At 72.8% G+C, this 15,428-nt stretch carries 12 protein-coding genes; 4 read left to right on the forward strand and 8 right to left on the reverse strand.

Going from position 1 to position 15,428, the window contains the following annotated elements; genetic code table 11:
* Positions 1-32 precede the first annotated feature (32 nt).
* The 5 genes from C7456_RS03715 to C7456_RS03735 all read right to left on the reverse strand — a co-directional run bounded on the left by C7456_RS03715 (position 33) and on the right by C7456_RS03735 (position 7,434).
* On the reverse strand, positions 33-683 hold the full coding sequence (locus C7456_RS03715) for an MDR/zinc-dependent alcohol dehydrogenase-like family protein (protein ID WP_109722406.1): 651 nt from the start codon (positions 681-683) through the stop codon (positions 33-35).
* 22 nt (positions 684-705) lie between these two features.
* On the reverse strand, positions 706-1,449 hold the full coding sequence (locus C7456_RS03720) for an SDR family NAD(P)-dependent oxidoreductase (protein WP_109722407.1): 744 nt from the start codon (positions 1,447-1,449) through the stop codon (positions 706-708).
* Positions 1,446-2,927, reverse strand: coding sequence for an efflux transporter outer membrane subunit (locus tag C7456_RS03725; RefSeq protein WP_109722408.1), 1,482 nt, complete (start codon positions 2,925-2,927; stop codon positions 1,446-1,448). Before C7456_RS03725 ends, C7456_RS03720 begins: the two co-directional genes overlap by 4 nt.
* A 109-nt stretch (positions 2,928-3,036) precedes the next feature.
* On the reverse strand, positions 3,037-6,228 hold the full coding sequence (locus C7456_RS03730; protein ID WP_109722409.1) for an efflux RND transporter permease subunit: 3,192 nt from the start codon (positions 6,226-6,228) through the stop codon (positions 3,037-3,039).
* A gap of 9 nt (positions 6,229-6,237) precedes the next feature.
* Positions 6,238-7,434, reverse strand: coding sequence for an efflux RND transporter periplasmic adaptor subunit (locus C7456_RS03735; RefSeq protein ID WP_109722410.1), 1,197 nt, complete (start codon positions 7,432-7,434; stop codon positions 6,238-6,240).
* 146 nt (positions 7,435-7,580) lie between these two features.
* Between C7456_RS03735 and C7456_RS03740 the strand changes: the two genes are divergently transcribed.
* Both C7456_RS03740 and C7456_RS03745 read left to right on the forward strand, forming a co-directional pair.
* On the forward strand, positions 7,581-8,537 hold the full coding sequence (locus C7456_RS03740; RefSeq protein ID WP_109722411.1) for a LysR family transcriptional regulator: 957 nt from the start codon (positions 7,581-7,583) through the stop codon (positions 8,535-8,537).
* Between the two features lie 110 nt (positions 8,538-8,647).
* Positions 8,648-9,775 (forward strand): serine hydrolase domain-containing protein, encoded by a 1,128-nt coding sequence (locus C7456_RS03745; protein ID WP_109722412.1) that lies wholly within the window; start codon positions 8,648-8,650, stop codon positions 9,773-9,775.
* Between the two features lie 3 nt (positions 9,776-9,778).
* Here C7456_RS03745 and C7456_RS03750 read toward each other — a convergent pair whose 3' ends face one another.
* From C7456_RS03750 to C7456_RS03760, 3 genes are all read right to left on the reverse strand, one after another.
* Positions 9,779-11,365, reverse strand: coding sequence for a winged helix-turn-helix domain-containing protein (locus tag C7456_RS03750; protein ID WP_109722413.1), 1,587 nt, complete (start codon positions 11,363-11,365; stop codon positions 9,779-9,781).
* 67 nt (positions 11,366-11,432) lie between these two features.
* Positions 11,433-12,284 (reverse strand): class I SAM-dependent RNA methyltransferase, encoded by an 852-nt coding sequence (locus C7456_RS03755; protein WP_109722414.1) that lies wholly within the window; start codon positions 12,282-12,284, stop codon positions 11,433-11,435.
* A 25-nt stretch (positions 12,285-12,309) separates the two neighbouring features.
* Positions 12,310-13,104, reverse strand: a complete 795-nt coding sequence (locus tag C7456_RS03760) for an undecaprenyl-diphosphate phosphatase (RefSeq protein ID WP_109722415.1) — start codon at positions 13,102-13,104, stop codon at positions 12,310-12,312.
* Between the two features lie 270 nt (positions 13,105-13,374).
* Between C7456_RS03760 and glnA the strand changes: the two genes are divergently transcribed.
* Together glnA and C7456_RS03770 are read left to right on the forward strand one after the other, a co-directional pair.
* Positions 13,375-14,784, forward strand: a complete 1,410-nt coding sequence (gene glnA / locus C7456_RS03765) for a type I glutamate--ammonia ligase (RefSeq protein ID WP_109722416.1) — start codon at positions 13,375-13,377, stop codon at positions 14,782-14,784.
* A gap of 144 nt (positions 14,785-14,928) precedes the next feature.
* Entirely contained in the window at positions 14,929-15,339 is a 411-nt protein-coding gene (locus tag C7456_RS03770) for a hypothetical protein (protein WP_109722417.1), read from the forward strand.
* Positions 15,340-15,428 lie beyond the last annotated feature (89 nt).

Consider the following 15,428-nt stretch of genomic DNA (forward strand, 5'->3'; position numbering starts at 1 on the left):
TCCATGCCGTCGGAGGGCGGGCGGCGCGCGGCTCACTCGCCGGCGACGCGCACCACCAGCTTGCCGAAGTTGCGCCCCTCGAGCAGGCCGATGAACGTGGCGGGCGCGTTCTCCAGCCCCTCGACGCGGTCCTTGCGCAGCCTCACCCGGCCGGCCGCGAGCCAGGCGCCCATGTCGCGGCGGAACGCCGCGAACGCGCCGGTGGCCGCGGCCACCACCACGGTCTCGCCCGGCTTCGGCTGGCCGATGTCGAGCAGCCCGACGCAGGCGGCGAACGCGGGCATGCCGAGCCCGCCCAGCGCCAGCGAAGGCTGCGCCAGGTCGCCGCCGTCGGACAGCGCGTAGCCCTGCCAGCCGGCGTTGCCCAGCACCAGCTCGCCGGCGGGGAAGCCGGGATGGCGCGAGGCGACCACGCGGCTGACCGCGCCGCCCACCATCGGCGCACCCAGCGGCACCGCCGGCGCGTAGCGGGTGCCGCCCTCGTCCATCAGGTTGCGCATGTAGGGATCGAGCGAGAGGTACAGCGTGCGCAGCAGCACCTGGCCGTCCCGCGGCTGCGGCACGGGCGCCTCGTCGAGGCGGAAGTCCCGCGCGGTCGGCAGCCCGCGCGGGCGCGCGGCCAGCAGGATGCGGCGGTTCACGGCGCCGTGCGGGAGCGGCGCGGTGTCGGCGGAAGTCGTCATCGGGCACCTCGTGCGGGTAGCCTCACCAGGCGATGCGCTGGCGGTCGCGGAAGAACTGGCCGCTGGGCCCGCCCTCCGGCAGGCAGGCGGCCCAGACGATGCCGGCGGCGCCCTCGGCCACCGGGCGGCCGCCGGGGCCGCCCATGGCGGTGGCGACCCAGCCGGGGCAGACCGCGTTGACCAGCACGCCGCTGCCCAGCAGCTCGGCGGCCAGCGCGCGGGTGAAGGCGTTGAGCGCCGCCTTGGACACGCGGTAGGCCGGCGCTTCCGGGCCGTGGACGCCGCTCGCGCCGCAGCCGCTGGAGACGTTGACGATGCGGCCATGGCCGTGGCGGCGCATCAGCGGCAGCGCCGCCTTCGCCAGCCGCCAGGCGCCGAGCAGGTTGGTCTCCAGCGCCGCGCGCACGGTGTCCAGCGCGACGCCGGCGGGCAGCTCGGCCGCGTCGTAGAAGCCGGCGGCGTTGTTGACGAGGACGTCCAGGCGTCCGAACTGCCGCTCGGCCAGCGCGGCCGCGGCGGTGGCCTCGCCGTCCGAGGCGACGTCGAGCTTCACCGCGCGCACGTCGCCGCCCTCGCGGCGCAGCTCGCGCGCGGCACGCTCGCCGTCGGCGAGCCGGCGCGCGCCGAGCAGCACGCTCATGCCGGTGGCGGCCAGCTGCCGCGCCACCTCCAGCCCGAGCCCGCGGTTGCCGCCGCTGACCAGCGCCACCTGCTGCGCCAGCGGCGGCGCGAGCGCGCGGGGCGCGCGCCGCGGCGAGCCGTTCATGGCGTCCCGGCCAGCCGGGTGCAGGCCTCGTCGCCGCAGGCCTGCCAGCCGCCGCCGAGCGCCTTGTACAGCGCGATCGCCTGCAGGTTGACGCCGGCCTCGGCCTCGGCGAGCTGGTCCTCGGCGGCCAGCTGGGTGCGCTCGGCGTCGAGCAGCTCCAGGTAGCCGGTGGCGCCGGCCTCGTAGCGCACGCGCGCCAGGTCCGCGGCGCGGCGGCTCTGCGTGGCCTGCTCGGCGAGCTTCTGCACGCGCTCGCGCTGCTTGTTGTAGCCGACCAGCGCGTTGTCCACGTCCTCCAGCGCGGCGAGCACGGTGCGCTGGTAGCCGGCGAGCGCGGCGTCGGCGCGCGCCTCGCTGGCCTTCACGCCATTGCGCACGCGCGCCACGTTGAGGCCGGACCAGCGGATGCTCGGCGCGACCGACCAGGCGCGGCTCTGCGCGTCGCCGAAGTCGCTGCTGCGCCCGGCCAGGAAGCCGACGAAGCCGCCCAGGCTGACGTGCGGGAACCAGTCGGCCTTGGCCACGCCGATCCGCGCGGTGGCGGCGGCCAGCGCGCGCTCGGCCACGCGCACGTCGGGGCGGCGCGCCAGCACGTCGGCGGCGTTGCCGATCGGCAGGCTGGCGTCGATCGGGCGGAACGTGGCCGGCGACAGGTCCACGTCCAGCTCGCCCGGGCGCTGGCCGAGCAGCACGGCGAGGCGGAAGCGGTCGGCCTGCTCGCGCGCCTGCAGCGTGGGCAGGCCGGCCTCGGTCGCGGCGAGCCGCGCGTTGGCGCTGGCCACGTCCTGCTCCGAGCCGCTGCCGATCTCGGCGCGCGCGCGGATCAGCTTGAGCGAGGCCTGCTGGTTGGCGATGTCGCGCTGCGCCACCCCGATGCGCAGCTGGGTGCCGCGCAGGTCGAAGTAGTGGCGCGCCACCTCCGCGAACAGGGTCACCTGCGCGTCGGCCAGCGAGGCGGCGCCCGCCTCGGCGTCGGCGCGCGCGGCCTCCACGCCGCGGCGCACGCCGCCGAACAGGTCGACCTCCCAGCTCGCGTCGAAGCCGGCCTGGTAGGCGGTGACGGTGCTGCGCCGGTCGCTGAAGCCCGGCTGCTGCTCGCGGCTGCGCGTGTAGCCGGCGTCGGCGTCGACGGTGGGCCACAGGTCCGCGCGGGTGGCGCCGAGCACGGCGCGCGCCTCGGCCAGGCGGGCGCGGGCGATCTTCAGGTCGGGCGCGTTCCTCGCGGCGCGGCGGATCAGCGTGTCCAGCGTGGGATCGCCGAACTGGCGCCACCACTCGGCCTCGAAGTCCTGCGCGGTCTGCCGCGCGGGGTCGACGCCCTGCAGCGCGGGCGCGGCCTCCTCGGGGCGGTGGTAGTCCGGGCCGACGGTGATGCAGCCGGCGAGCAGCAGGCTCGCGGCCAGCGCGGCCAGGCGCAGCGCCGCCCTGACTCCCTCTCTCCGCCGGGGCGAGGGGGCGTGGCTTGCGGGAAGGGTCATGGAAGCAAGTTCCGGTGCGGGGCCGTCGCCGGGGCGGCCCCTCACCCCGGCCCTCGCCCCGGCGGGGAGAGGGAGCAGGGCGGTGCGGGAGGGGAGGTCGTGCATGTCTTTAGTGCTCCTGGATGGCCGGCGCGGCGAGGGCGGCGTGGCGGGCGCGGCGGCGCTCCGCCAGGCGCTCGGTCCAGCCGCGGATCAGCACGTAGAACAGCGGGGTGAAGATCAGCCCGAAGAAGGTGACGCCCAGCATGCCGGCGAACACCGCCACGCCCATCGCGTGGCGCATCTCCGCGCCGGCGCCGTGCGAGAGCACCAGCGGCACCACGCCCATGATGAAGGCGATCGAGGTCATCAGGATCGGCCGCAGGCGCAGCCGGGCCGCCTCCAGCACCGCCTGCACGCGGTCCAGGCCCTCGTGCAGCTGCGCCTCGCGGGCGAACTCCACGATCAGGATGGCGTTCTTGCAGGCCAGGCCCACCAGCACGATCAGGCCGATCTGGGTGAAGATGTTGTTGTCGCCGCGCGACAGCCACACGCCGGCGATGGCCGAGAGCAGCACCATCGGCACGATCAGGATCACCGCCAGCGGCAGGGTCAGGCTCTCGTACAGCGAGGCCAGCACCAGGAACACCAGCAGCACGCACAGCGGGAACACCAGCACCGCGGTGTTGCCGGCCAGGATCTGCTGGTAGGTCAGCTCGGTCCACTCGTAGCTCATGCCGTTGGGCAGGTTCTCGCGCGCCAGCTTCTCCATCGCGTCCTGCGCCTGGCCCGAGCTGAAGCCCGGCGCCGGGCCGCCGTTGATCTCGGCGGTGGGGTAGCCGTTGTAGTGCTGCACGCGGTCCGGGCCCACGCCGTGGCTCACCGTGACGAACGAGCCCAGCGGCACCAGCGCGCCCTGCGCGTTGCGGGTCTTGAGCCCGAGCACGTCCTCCGGCTCGTGGCGGTGGCCCGGCTCGGCCGAGACGTTGACCTGGTAGGTGCGGCCGAAGCGGTTGAAGTCGTTGACGTAGAGCGAGCCGAGGTACGCCTGCATGGTCTGGTAGGCGTCGGCCAGGTCCACGCCCTCGGCCTTGGCCTTCTCGCGGTCCACCTCGGCGTCGATCTGCGGCACGCTCACCTGGTAGCTGGAGAACAGCCCGGCCAGCGCCGGCGTCTTCCGGCTCTCGGCGATCAGGTTCTGGGTCTGCTTGTACAGCTCCTCGAACCCCAGGTCGGCGCGGTCCTCGATCTGGATGCGGAAGCCGCCGATCGTGCCCAGGCCCATCACCGGCGGCGGCGGGAACACCGCGATGTAGGCGTCCTGGATCGCCGCGTACTTCTGGTTGAGCGCTCCGGCGATCGCGCCGGCGGACAGGCTCGCGTCGGTGCGCTCCTCGAACGGCTTGAGCGTGACGAACACGATGCCCGCGTTGGAGCTGTTGGTGAAGCCGTTGATCGACAGGCCCGGGAACGCCACCGCGCTTTCCACGCCAGGCTGCTTGAGCGCGATCGCGCTCATCCGGCGGATCACGTCCTCGGTGCGGTCCAGCGAGGCGGCGTCGGGCAGCTGCGCGAACGACACCAGGTACTGCTTGTCCTGCGTCGGCACGAAGCCGGTGGGCACGTGGACGAAGCCGAACACGCCCAGCAGCACCAGCCCGGCGTAGATCGCCAGCGCCGCCGGCCCCCTGACGAGCACGCGCTTGACGCCTTCCACGTAGCGCCCGGCGCCGCGCACGAACAGCCGGTTGAACGGGCGGAACAGCCAGCCGAAGGCGCGCTCGATCCACACGCTCAGCCGGTCCTTCGGCGCGTCGTGCGCCTTGAGCAGCAGCGCCGACAGCGCGGGGCTGAGGGTGAGCGAGTTGAACGCCGAGATCACCGTGGAGATCGCGATGGTCAGCGCGAACTGGCGGTAGAACTGGCCGGTGAGGCCGCTGATGAAGGCCGCCGGCACGAACACCGCGCACAGCACCAGCGCGGTGGCGACGATCGGGCCGGTCACCTCGGTCATCGCGCGGCGGGTGGCGTCCTTCGGACTCATGCCGTGCTCGATGTGGCGCTCGACGTTCTCCACCACCACGATGGCGTCGTCCACCACGATGCCGATCGCCAGCACCAGGCCGAACAGCGACAGCGCGTTGAGCGAGAAGCCGGCCGCGTACATCACCGCGAAGGTGCCGATCAGCGACACCGGCACCGCCACCAGCGGGATGATCGAGGCGCGCCAGGTCTGCAGGAACAGGATCACCACCAGCACCACCAGCACGATCGCCTCGAACAGCGTGTGCACCACCGCGTGGATCGAGCCGCGCACGAACACGGTGGGGTCGTAGACGATGCGGTAGTCCACGCCCTGCGGGAAGTCCTTCTTCAGCTCCGCCATGGTGGCGCGCACCTCGTCGGAGATCTGGATGGCGTTGGAGCCGGGGCGGGCGAAGATCGGGATGGCCACCGCCGGGCGGTTGTCCAGCAGGCTGCGCAGCGCGTAGTTGTTGGAGCCCAGCTCCACCCGCGCCACGTCGCGCAGGTGCACCACCGCGCCGTCGGGCGAGCTGCGCAGCACGATGTCGGCGAACTCCTGCTCGCTGACCAGGCGGCCGCGGGTGTTGATGTTGAGCTGGAAGGCCGCGCCGTTCGGCGCGGGCGGCGCGTTCAGCGCGCCGGCGGCGACGTCGGCGTTCTGCTCGCGGATCGCGTTGACCACGTCGCCGGTGGTGAGGCCGCGCTGGGCCAGGCGGTCGGGGTCCAGCCACACGCGCATGGAGTACTCGCCGGCGCCGAACAGCTGCACGTCGCCCACGCCGTCTAGGCGCGCGAGCTGGTCCTTGATGTGCAGCCGCGCGTAGTTGGACAGGTACAGCATGTCGTAGCGCTGGTCGGGCGAGATCAGGTGCACCACCATGGTGAGGTCGGGCGAGCTCTTCTGCGTGGTCACGCCGAGCCGCTGCACCTCCTCCGGCAGGCGCGGCAGCGCCTGCGACACGCGGTTCTGCACCTGCACCTGCGCGTTGTCCAGGTCGGTGCCCAGCGCGAAGGTGACGGTCAGCGTCATGGTGCCGTCGCTGGTGGCCTGCGAGGAGGTGTAGAGCATGCCTTCCACGCCGTTGATCTGTTCCTCCAGCGGCGTGGCGACGGTGGCGGCGATCACCTTGGGGTTGGCGCCGGGGTAGCTGGCCTTCACCACCACCGTGGGCGGCACCACCTCGGGGTATTCGCCGATCGGCAGGCGGGTCAGCGCGATCGCGCCGGCGATCAGGATCAGCACCGACAGCACGCCGGCGAGGATCGGCCGGTCCACGAAGTATTGGGCGAGTTTCATGGTCGGTTCTTAGTCCTTGGCGGCCAGCGCGCTGCCCTGCGCCGGCGCGGGGGTGCCGGCGAGCTGGCCGGCGTCGAGGCTGCGGGCCTGCATCGAGACCTTGGTGGGGTTCACCTCCACGCCGGGCCGCACGTGCTGCAGGCCGTTGACCACCACGGTGTCGTTGCCGGTGAGGCCCTGGTCGACCACGCGCAGGCCGTCCACCAGCGGGCCGATGCTCACCTTGCGGTACTCCACCTTGCGGTCCTTGCCGAGCACGTAGACGAACTTGTTGCCGAGGTCGGTGCCCACCGCGCGGTCGTCGATCAGCACGCGCGGGCGGCGGCTGGCGGTGCGCAGCTGCATGCGCACGTACAGGCCGGGGGTGTACTGGCCGTCGGCGTTGTCGAACACCGCGCGCAGGCGGATCGTGCCGCTGCCGGCGCGCAGCTGGTTGTCGACGAAGTCGAGCCGGCCGGCGTGCGGGTAGCCGCTCTCGTCGGCCAGCGCCATCGCCACCTGCGGCGCGGCGCCGTGCTCGCGGCGCAGGCGGTCGAGCTTGAGGAAGCTGTGCTCGTCCACGTCGAACCAGGCGTACACCGGGTCCACGCTGACCACGCTGGTCAGCACGGTGTCCGGGGTGACCAGGTTGCCGGGGGTGACCTGGGCGTTGCTGACGCGGCCGTCGATCGGCGCGCGCACCTCGGTGAAGCCCAGGTTGAGCCGCGCCGCGTCCAGCGCGGCGGCGGTGGCGGCCACCTGCGCCCTGGCGCTCTGCGCCGCGGTGGCCTGGCGGTCGGCCTCCTCGCGCGCGATCGCGTGCTGCTCCAGCAGCTTGGCCGCGCGCGCGGCGTTGGCCGCGGCCAGCGCCTGCTCGGCGCGGGCCTGGGCCAGCGTGGCGGCGAGGCGGTCGGCCTCGGCGCGGTAGGGCCGCGGGTCGATGCGGAACAGGAGGTCGCCCTTGCGCACCAGCGCGCCTTCCCGGAAATGCACCGACTCCACGTAGCCGTTCACCCGCGGGTGCACCTGCACGGTGTCCACCGCCTCCAGCCGGCCGGTGAACTCGGCGGTGTCGTCCACCGCGCGCACCAGCGGCTGCGCCACGGTGACCGCGGGCGGCTGGCCGGCGGCCTGCGCCTGCGGGGCGCCCTCGTGGCCGTCGAGCAGGGCCCAGCCGCCGGCGGCGGCGAGCGCGGCGAGGGCGGCGAAGATCCAGCGTTGCTTCATGATGCGCACTCCCTGAGAATTAGTGCACCGTCCGGTACAGGACGGTGGAGGCCCGGGAGAGTAGTTGTACTTTCCAGTTTAGAAAACCCGTTTCTTGCGCAATGCAGCAGTGACTCCCAGTCACGAATCGGGTAAAAAGGGCAACCATGGAGGATTTCGCCGCAATATCGACCTTCGTCAGCGTGGTCGAGGCCAAGAGCTTCGCCGGCGCGGCGGCCCGGCTCGGCATGACGCCCTCGGGCGTGAGCCGGGCGGTGTCGCGGCTGGAGGAGCGGCTGGGCGCGCGCCTGCTGTTCCGCTCCACCCGCGCGCTGCGCCTCACCGACGACGGCGCCGCCTTCCACGCCCGCTGCAAGGACATCCTGGCCGACCTCAACGAGGCGGTGGAGGCGCTCAACCGCGCCAACCGCAAGCCCACCGGCAAGCTGCGCATCGGCATGTCGCCGGCGGTGGGGCGGCCGGTGCTGATCCCGCGGCTGGCCGAGTTCGAGCAGCGCTACCCGGACATCCGGCTGGAGCTGGTGATGTGCGACTACCCCTACGACCTCAACGAGGAGGGGATCGACTGCGCGATCCGGGTGGGCCAGCTGGAGGATTCCAACCTGGTCGCGCGCCGCATCGGCACCCTGCGCAACGTGGTGTGCGCCTCGCCCGGCTACCTCGCGCGGCACGGCGCGCCGCGCAGCATCGCCGATCTCAAGCGGCACCGCTGCATCAACTACGTCTTCCCCAACGGCCAGCCGCGGCGCTGGCAGTTCGAGACGCCGGACGGCCCGCTGGAAGTGGACATCGACGCGCACATGCTGATCAACGACGCCGAGTCGGTGATCCAGGCGGTGGCCGCCGGGCTGGGCATCACGCAGACCGCGCACATGCTGGCCTCCTGCCTGCTGAGCCAGGGCCAGCTCGAACTGGTGATGACCGACACCATCTCCACCGGCAAGCCGGTGTGGATCGTCTACCCGCAGAAGCGCCACCTGTCGGCGCGCGTGCAGGCCTTCATCGAGTGGGTGCGCGAGCTGTTCGAGCGCACCAACGAGCCCGGGTACAAGAAGGCGCCGGCCATCGGCAAGGCGGACGCGCTGGAGCGGCTGAGCGCCTGAGCTGCGCAAGCCGTTGAGGCCGCAGGGCTTCAGAATTCTTCACCCGGCCTTCCGGCATTTCATTCGCCGCTGCGCTGGACTCCCTGGCCCGTCCACCCAGGAGTCCACCGATGCACCGCCACCGGCGTCACCTTCTTTCCGTCCTGCTCGTCGCCGTATCGCTCCCGCTGGCCGCCGCCGGCTATCGCGTCCCCGCCGCCGGCGACGACGGCTGGCCCGTCGCCGACGCCCGCGACGAGCACCTGGACACCGCCCTGCTTGCCGCCCTCGAAGCCAGGATCGCCGACGGCAGCTACAAGAACGTCACCAGCATCCTGCTCGCCCGCGACGGCAAGCTGGTCTACGAGGCCTACTTCAACGGCGGCGACGCCGACCGCCTCAACGACGTGCGTTCGGCCAGCAAGAGCGTCACCGCGCTGCTGGTCGGCGCGGCCATCGACCGCGGCCTGATCCCTGGCGTGCAGGCCAGGGTCTACGGCTACTTCCCGGACAAGCAGCCCGTGCAGCATCCCGATGCGCGCAAGCAGGCGATCACCCTGGAAGACCTGCTCACCATGAGCTCGCTGTGGGAGTGCAACGACGACAACGAGTTCTCCTCCGGCAACGAGGAGCGCATGTACGTCACCGAGGACTGGCTGCAGTTCGCGCTGGACCTGCCGATCAAGGGCTTCGCCCCGTGGATGCCCAGGCCGCAGGACAGCCCGCACGGCCGCGCGTTCTCGTACTGCACGGCCGGCGCGTTCGTGGCCGGCGCGGTGGTGGAGCGTGCCGCGCGCATGCCGCTGGCGCGCTTCGCCGCCGAGGCGCTGGAAAGGCCGCTGGGCATCGCGCACGCGCAGTGGAACGCCTCGCCGCTCGGCGTCGGCATGGGCGGCGGCGGCACGCGCTACCGCAGCCGCGACCTGGCCAAGCTCGGCCAGCTCGCGCTGGACGAAGGCCGCTGGCACGGAAGGCAGGTGATCTCCGCGGCCTGGATCCGCGCCATGCTCACCGTGCGTGCGCAGGCGCGCGACGACGCGGACTACGGCTATCTGTGGTGGGCGCCGCGCCGTCCGATCACCGGCACCGACGAGGCGGTGTGGGCGATGAGCGGCAACGGCGGCAACTACGTGTTCGTGGTGCCGTCGCGGCGGCTGGTCGCGGTGATCACCAGCACGGCCTACAACCAGCGCTACGCGCATCCGCAGTCGCAGGAGATCTTCCGCGAATACCTGCTGAAGGCGGCGCGGCCGCGCTGAGCGCTAGCGGGCCTCGCGCAGGTCCGCCGGCCGCCAGTCGGCCGCGAGCACCTGCGCGCGCTGCGCGGCGACGCGCCGGCTGAGCGCGTCGATCGAGGCGGCGTAGGCGGGTTCGCCGGCGAGGCCGCGCAACAGGGGCGAAGCCTGCAGGTACGCCCGGTCGCTGTAGCCGGCCTGCACGGCCGTGGCCACCGAGCGCAGCGCGTCGGCGCGCCGGCCGCGCGCTTCCTGCAGCAGCGCCAGTTCGAGATGGTCGCCGGGTTCGCCGGCGCCGTCGGCGAGCTGGCGGCGCATCCGCGCGATGCGCTCGTCGAGCCAATCCGGTGCGGCCGCGGTCGTGCCGTACAAGGCCGCCAGCGTGGTGGGCAGGCTCATCTGCGGGCGCAGCTGCCGCGCCTGCTCGAACGCGCGGCGCGCGGCCTCGCGGTCGCCGCGCAGCAGGGCCAGCTCGCCGCCGAGCACGTAGAGGTCCACGTGCGGCGTGCCGCGCGCCAGCGCCTGGTCCAGCGCTTCCTGCGCTTCCTTGAAGCGTCCCTGCAGGAACAGGTGCCGCGGCCAGGCGATGTTGGAAAACACGTTGTCCGGGTACAGCTGGAAGCTCGCGCGGTAGCGCCGCTCCGCCGCGTCCGTGAAACCCAGCAGCTCCAGCTCGCGCGCGATCTGCACCTCGCGGAAGCGCACGCGCGCCGGATCGCCGCGCATGTCCAGGTTGGCGCGCAGCGCCTCGGCCAGCCGGCCCTGCTCCTGGTAGAGATAGGCCGCCGAGGCGCGGCTGGCGTCGTCGGACGGATCGAGCGCCAGGGCGTGCTCGTAGGCGGCGACCGCCGGACCGATCTCGCCGCGGCAGTCGTGGGCGTAGGCCAGGGCCGACCAGGCAGCGGCGCGGCGCGGGTCGGCGCGGATCGCGGCCTCGGCGAGCGCCTGCGCGCGCGTCGCCCATTCGTAGGGAAAGTTGTAGAGGCAGACGCGGGCGCCGTAGGCGCGGCCGAGACCGGCCAGCGCCACGGCATCCGCTGGCGAGACGGCCAACGCCTGCCGGTACAGGCCGATCGCGCGCTCGTTGTTCTCGCGCTGGCCGATGCCCGCGTAATAGGCGGCGCGCTGCAGCAGTTCCTGCGTCGTCGCGGGCGCGGGCGGGTCCGGCCGCCGCGCCGGAGCGGGACGCAGCAGCAGTCCGCCCACCGCGATGGCGACCGCGATGAGCCCGGCCGCTGCGGCGGCCAGGCGCCAGGACCGGTGCGCGCGGCGCGGTGCCGGCGCGGCCGGCGCCTGCAGCACCTGCGGCGGCGCGCACAGCTGGTAGCCGCGCCCACGCACCGAGCGGATGTAGCGCGACTGCCGGCCGTCGTCGCCCAGCGCCTGGCGCAGCAGCTTCACCCGCTGGGTGACGGTTTCTTCGCCCACCACCGCCGGCGCCCAGACCTCGGCGATCAGGCGGTCGAAGTCGAGCACCTCGTCGCCGTGGCGCAGCAGGCAGGCCAGCAGGCGGAAGCTGAGTCCCTGCACGTCCAGCGGCCGGCCGTCGCGCGTCACGCGCTGCCGGGCGGGATCGATCTCCAGGTCGAGCAGGCGATAGCGGTGCGGGTTCATGGTTCCGGTGGCCGGCGGCCCGGCCATCATGCTCCCACGCGGCGCTCCGCGCTGCAGCGCGCGCCCGTCAGCGGGAGCGGAACAGCGCGACGCGGTCCGCCACGACGGCGCCCTCGGGTGCCAGCCACGGCTCGGCGGCGACCAGCGGCGTGCACGGGCCGAAGGCGGCGACGCGGATCGCGCGGGCGGCGGCCTCGCGCCGCAGCGCGTCGAGCACGCTGCGCAGCATCGTCCCGCGGAAGGGCGTGTAGAGGTAGAACAGCGTGCCGACGGAGAAGTCGGCGTCACGCGCGTCCCCGTGCAGGAAGCTCGCGTTCGCCAGGCCCAGCGCCCGGGCGGCGCGCCGCGCGCAGTCGACGTAGGCCGCCTCCTGCTCGATGCCGACGGCGGCGGCGTCCGTGCAGATCGCCGCCAGCAGCGGCACGTGGCCCAGCCCCGAGCCCAGGTCCACCAGCACGTCGCGCGCGCCCAGCCCGGCGCGGGCGAGCAGCCCGAAGCCGTGGCGCGCCGGGGTGGGCTGGTAGAACACCATCCCCGGCGCCAGCGCGGCGGGCGCCGCCGCGGGTTCCTCGAGGCGCAGCACGCCGGCCAGCAGCTCGTCGCGGTAATCGTAGCCGTCGCCGCCGGCCACGCCGTCGCGGCCGGCCCCGGCCAACTGCTCCAGCAGCAGCGCCGGCCGGCGGCCCTGCCGGATCTCCCGGCGCAGCGCGTCGTACAGCGCTTCGTCGACCTGCTCGAAGCGGGCCCGCAGGGCGCGGGCCCGCGCGTGGAGCGCGGCCTCGGCCGGCGTGGCGTCTTCGTGCAGCAGGTCGGCTTCGAGCCGGTCGAGCGCCTCCAGCCGCTCGCGCAGGCGCCCGGGCCGGAGCAGCGTCCGGTCGCGCTCCCAGGCTTCGAGCCGGGCCTGCCGCGCGTCGTTCACGGCCGGGCCCCGGCGCGCCGCGCGCTCAGATGTGCGGCGGCAGCCACAGCAGCAGCGCCGCGCCCAGCGCGATGCGATAGAGCGCGAACGGCGTGAAGCGGTGCGCGCGGATGTAGCCGAGCAGCCACTTCACCGCGGCGAAGGCGACCACCGCCGACACCGCGAAGCCCACGCCCAGCGCGCCCCAGTCCTCGTGCGCCGCGCCGCCGCCCTTGAGCACCTTCAGCAGCTCGTAGCCGGTGGCCGCGTACATGGTGGGGATGCCGACCAGGAAGGCGAACTCGGTGGCCGCCGCGCGCTGGGTGGTGCCGGCCAGCATCGCCGCGAAGATGGTCGCCGCCGAGCGCGAGGTGCCGGGAAAGACGCCGGCGAGCATCTGCGCGAGGCCGACGAACACCGCCACGCCCCAGCCCACCTGCGTGCGCTCGGGCCGGCGCGCGGCGAGCTGCTCGGCGGCGAGCATCCAGAAGCCGCCGAGCACCAGCGCCCAGGCCACCGGCGCCACCGTCTCGGGCAGCTTGAAGCCGAGCTTCACCGCGACGAAGCCGAGCACGACGGTGATCAGGAAGGCGACCGCGAGCTTGAGCAGGTAGTCGCGGCTGGCCGGGTCGCGCCACCGCGTCAGCAGCTGCCAGATGCGCCTGCGGTAGATCAGCGTCACCGCCAGGATCGCGCCGGCCTGGATGCCCACGTTGAACAGGTCCGAGCGCGCGCCCAGCCAGTGCTCGGCGATCAGCAGGTGACCGGTCGAGGAGATCGGCAGGAACTCGGTGATGCCCTCGATGATGCCGAGCAGGATGACGTTGAGAAGATCGCCCATGGGAAACCGCGCTCCGGGAGGAAGGCCGGCCGCGCCGGCGCAAAGCGGCATAGCTTACGCGCAAAGCGCGGGCCTTCCGGCGGCGCGGGACGGGCCGCCGGAAGGCGGCCGGATGCCACATTTGCGGGCATTGGATGCGCCGGCATGGTGCATCACGGCCGCGCGGCGGGCGCGGACCTGCGCCAAGTCCTTGTCCGGACAGCGCCATGGGCATGGCACGGCGCTTGCTCTATCGTGGCATTCCCACCCACACCTGACCGGGGTCCGCGCATGTCCGTCCAGCAAGTTCTCGACCTGATCCAGGAACACGAGGTCGAGTTCGTCGACTTCCGTTTCGCCGACATGCTCGGCAAGCACCACCACGTCACCTTCCCGGCGCACGCCGTCGACGAGTCGACCTTCGAGGACGGCAAGATGTTCGACGGCTCCTCGATCGCCGGCTGGAAGGGCATCAACGAGTCGGACATGGTGCTGATGCCGGACCCGGCCACCGCCTACCTCGACCCGTTCAGCGCGCACAAGCAGCTGGTGATCCACTGCGACGTGCTGGAACCGTCCACCATGCAGGCCTACGGCCGCGACCCGCGCTCGATCGCCAAGCGCGCCGAGGCCTACCTCAAGTCCACCGGCATCGCCGACACCGCCTCGTTCGGGCCGGAGCCGGAGTTCTTCATCTTCGACTCGGTGCGCTGGCAGAACGACATGGGCCGCGTGTTCTACGAGATCGGCTCGGAGGAAGCCGCGTGGAGCTCGCGCTACAAGTACGACGAGGGCAACCACGGCCACCGTCCGGGCGTGAAGGGCGGCTACTTCCCGGTCAGCCCGGTCGACTCGCTGGGCGACCTGCGCGCCGACATGTGCAAGCTGCTCGAATCGCTGGGCCAGGTGGTGGAAGTGCACCACCACGAGGTGGCCAACGCCGGCCAGTGCGAGATCGGCACCCGCTTCAACACGCTGGTGAAGAAGGCCGACGAGCTGATCACCATGAAGTACGTCATCAAGAACGTCGCCCACCAGAACGGCAAGACCGCCACCTTCATGCCCAAGCCGATCGTCGGCGACAACGGCAGCGGCATGCACGTGCACCAGTCGCTGTCCAAGGACGGCGTCAACCTGTTCGCCGGCGACCTGTACGGCGGCCTGTCGCAGCTGGCGCTGTGGTACATCGGCGGCATCTTCAAGCACGCCCGCGCGATCAATGCGTTCTCCAACTCCACCACCAACAGCTACAAGCGCCTGGTGCCGGGCTTCGAGGCGCCGGTGATGCTGGCCTACTCGGCGCGCAACCGCTCGGCGAGCTGCCGCATCCCGTACGTGTCCAGCCCGAAGGGCCGCCGCATCGAGGTGCGCTTCCCGGACCCGATCCAGTCCGGCTACCTCACCTTCACCGCGCTGATGATGGCGGGCCTGGACGGCATCCTCAACAAGATCGACCCGGGCGCGCCGGCCGACAAGGACCTGTACGACCTGCCGCCGGAGGAGGAGAAGAACATCCCGCAGGTGTGCTCCAGCCTGGACGCCGCGCTGGACGCGCTGGACAAGGACCGCGACTTCCTCAAGGCCGGCGGCGTGTTCACCGACGACTTCATCGACGCCTACATCGAGCTGAAGATGAAGGAGGTCACCGCCTACCGCGCCAGCACGCACCCGCTGGAATTCCAGATGTACTACGCGATCTGAACGCGGGTCGCCGTGCGGCACGGGACGACGGGCGCTGCGGCGCCCGTCGTCGTTCCGGCCGCTGCATAATGGGCAGGCATCGGCACGCACCGGCCGGCGCGCGCCGCATCGTCCGACGCCATCTGGCACGGAGGAGGAGCCTGCATGATCCGCACCCGAGCTTTCGTCGCCGGCGCCGCCGCGCTGGTCCTCGGCGCCGCCCGTGCCGCCGCGCCCGCCGGCGATGCCAAGGGCGAGGCCAAGTTGTCCGAGCTGCTGGCAGGGAGGACCGCGGGCCAGCCCGTCGGCTGCCTGCGGCTCGACGAGCTGCGTTCCTCGCAGATCGTCGACGGCACGGCGATCGTCTACGAGGGCAAGCGCAACACCCTCTACGTGAACCGTCCGAACGGCGCCTCGGCCTTGCGCAGCCAGGTGGTGCTGGTCTCGCGGCCGCACAACGCGCAGCTGTGCAAGCTGGACATCGTGCAGCTGGTCGACCCGGGCACGCGCATGCCGCGCGGCAGCGTCAGCCTGGGCAGCTTCGTGCCGTACAGCAAGGCACCGGCGCAGCCATAAGAGCCCGTTCACGGTCTCTTCGTAGCCCGCCGGGAGCCACCGTGCAGAAGCGGATGGGCGGAACGTCGGCCTTCGACGGTGCAGCATGG

The sequence above is a fragment of the Fulvimonas soli genome (genome assembly GCF_003148905.1).
Taxonomy (GTDB): domain Bacteria; phylum Pseudomonadota; class Gammaproteobacteria; order Xanthomonadales; family Rhodanobacteraceae; genus Fulvimonas; species Fulvimonas soli.

Bases quoted from the DNA above. Each gene is read 5' to 3' on its own strand.
- C7456_RS03745 (WP_109722412.1), top strand. From the start codon at position 8,648: ATGCACCGCCACCGGCGTCACCTTCTTTCCGTCCTGCTCGTCGCCGTA.
- C7456_RS03725 (WP_109722408.1), bottom strand. From the start codon at position 2,927: ATGACCCTTCCCGCAAGCCACGCCCCCTCGCCCCGGCGGAGAGAGGGA.
- C7456_RS03735 (WP_109722410.1), bottom strand. From the start codon at position 7,434: ATGAAGCAACGCTGGATCTTCGCCGCCCTCGCCGCGCTCGCCGCCGCC.
- C7456_RS03715 (WP_109722406.1), bottom strand. From the start codon at position 683: ATGACGACTTCCGCCGACACCGCGCCGCTCCCGCACGGCGCCGTGAAC.
- C7456_RS03760 (WP_109722415.1), bottom strand. From the start codon at position 13,104: ATGGGCGATCTTCTCAACGTCATCCTGCTCGGCATCATCGAGGGCATC.
- C7456_RS03720 (WP_109722407.1), bottom strand. From the start codon at position 1,449: ATGAACGGCTCGCCGCGGCGCGCGCCCCGCGCGCTCGCGCCGCCGCTG.
- C7456_RS03770 (WP_109722417.1), top strand. From the start codon at position 14,929: ATGATCCGCACCCGAGCTTTCGTCGCCGGCGCCGCCGCGCTGGTCCTC.
- glnA (WP_109722416.1), top strand. From the start codon at position 13,375: ATGTCCGTCCAGCAAGTTCTCGACCTGATCCAGGAACACGAGGTCGAG.
- C7456_RS03740 (WP_109722411.1), top strand. From the start codon at position 7,581: ATGGAGGATTTCGCCGCAATATCGACCTTCGTCAGCGTGGTCGAGGCC.
- C7456_RS03730 (WP_109722409.1), bottom strand. From the start codon at position 6,228: ATGAAACTCGCCCAATACTTCGTGGACCGGCCGATCCTCGCCGGCGTG.
- C7456_RS03750 (WP_109722413.1), bottom strand. From the start codon at position 11,365: ATGAACCCGCACCGCTATCGCCTGCTCGACCTGGAGATCGATCCCGCC.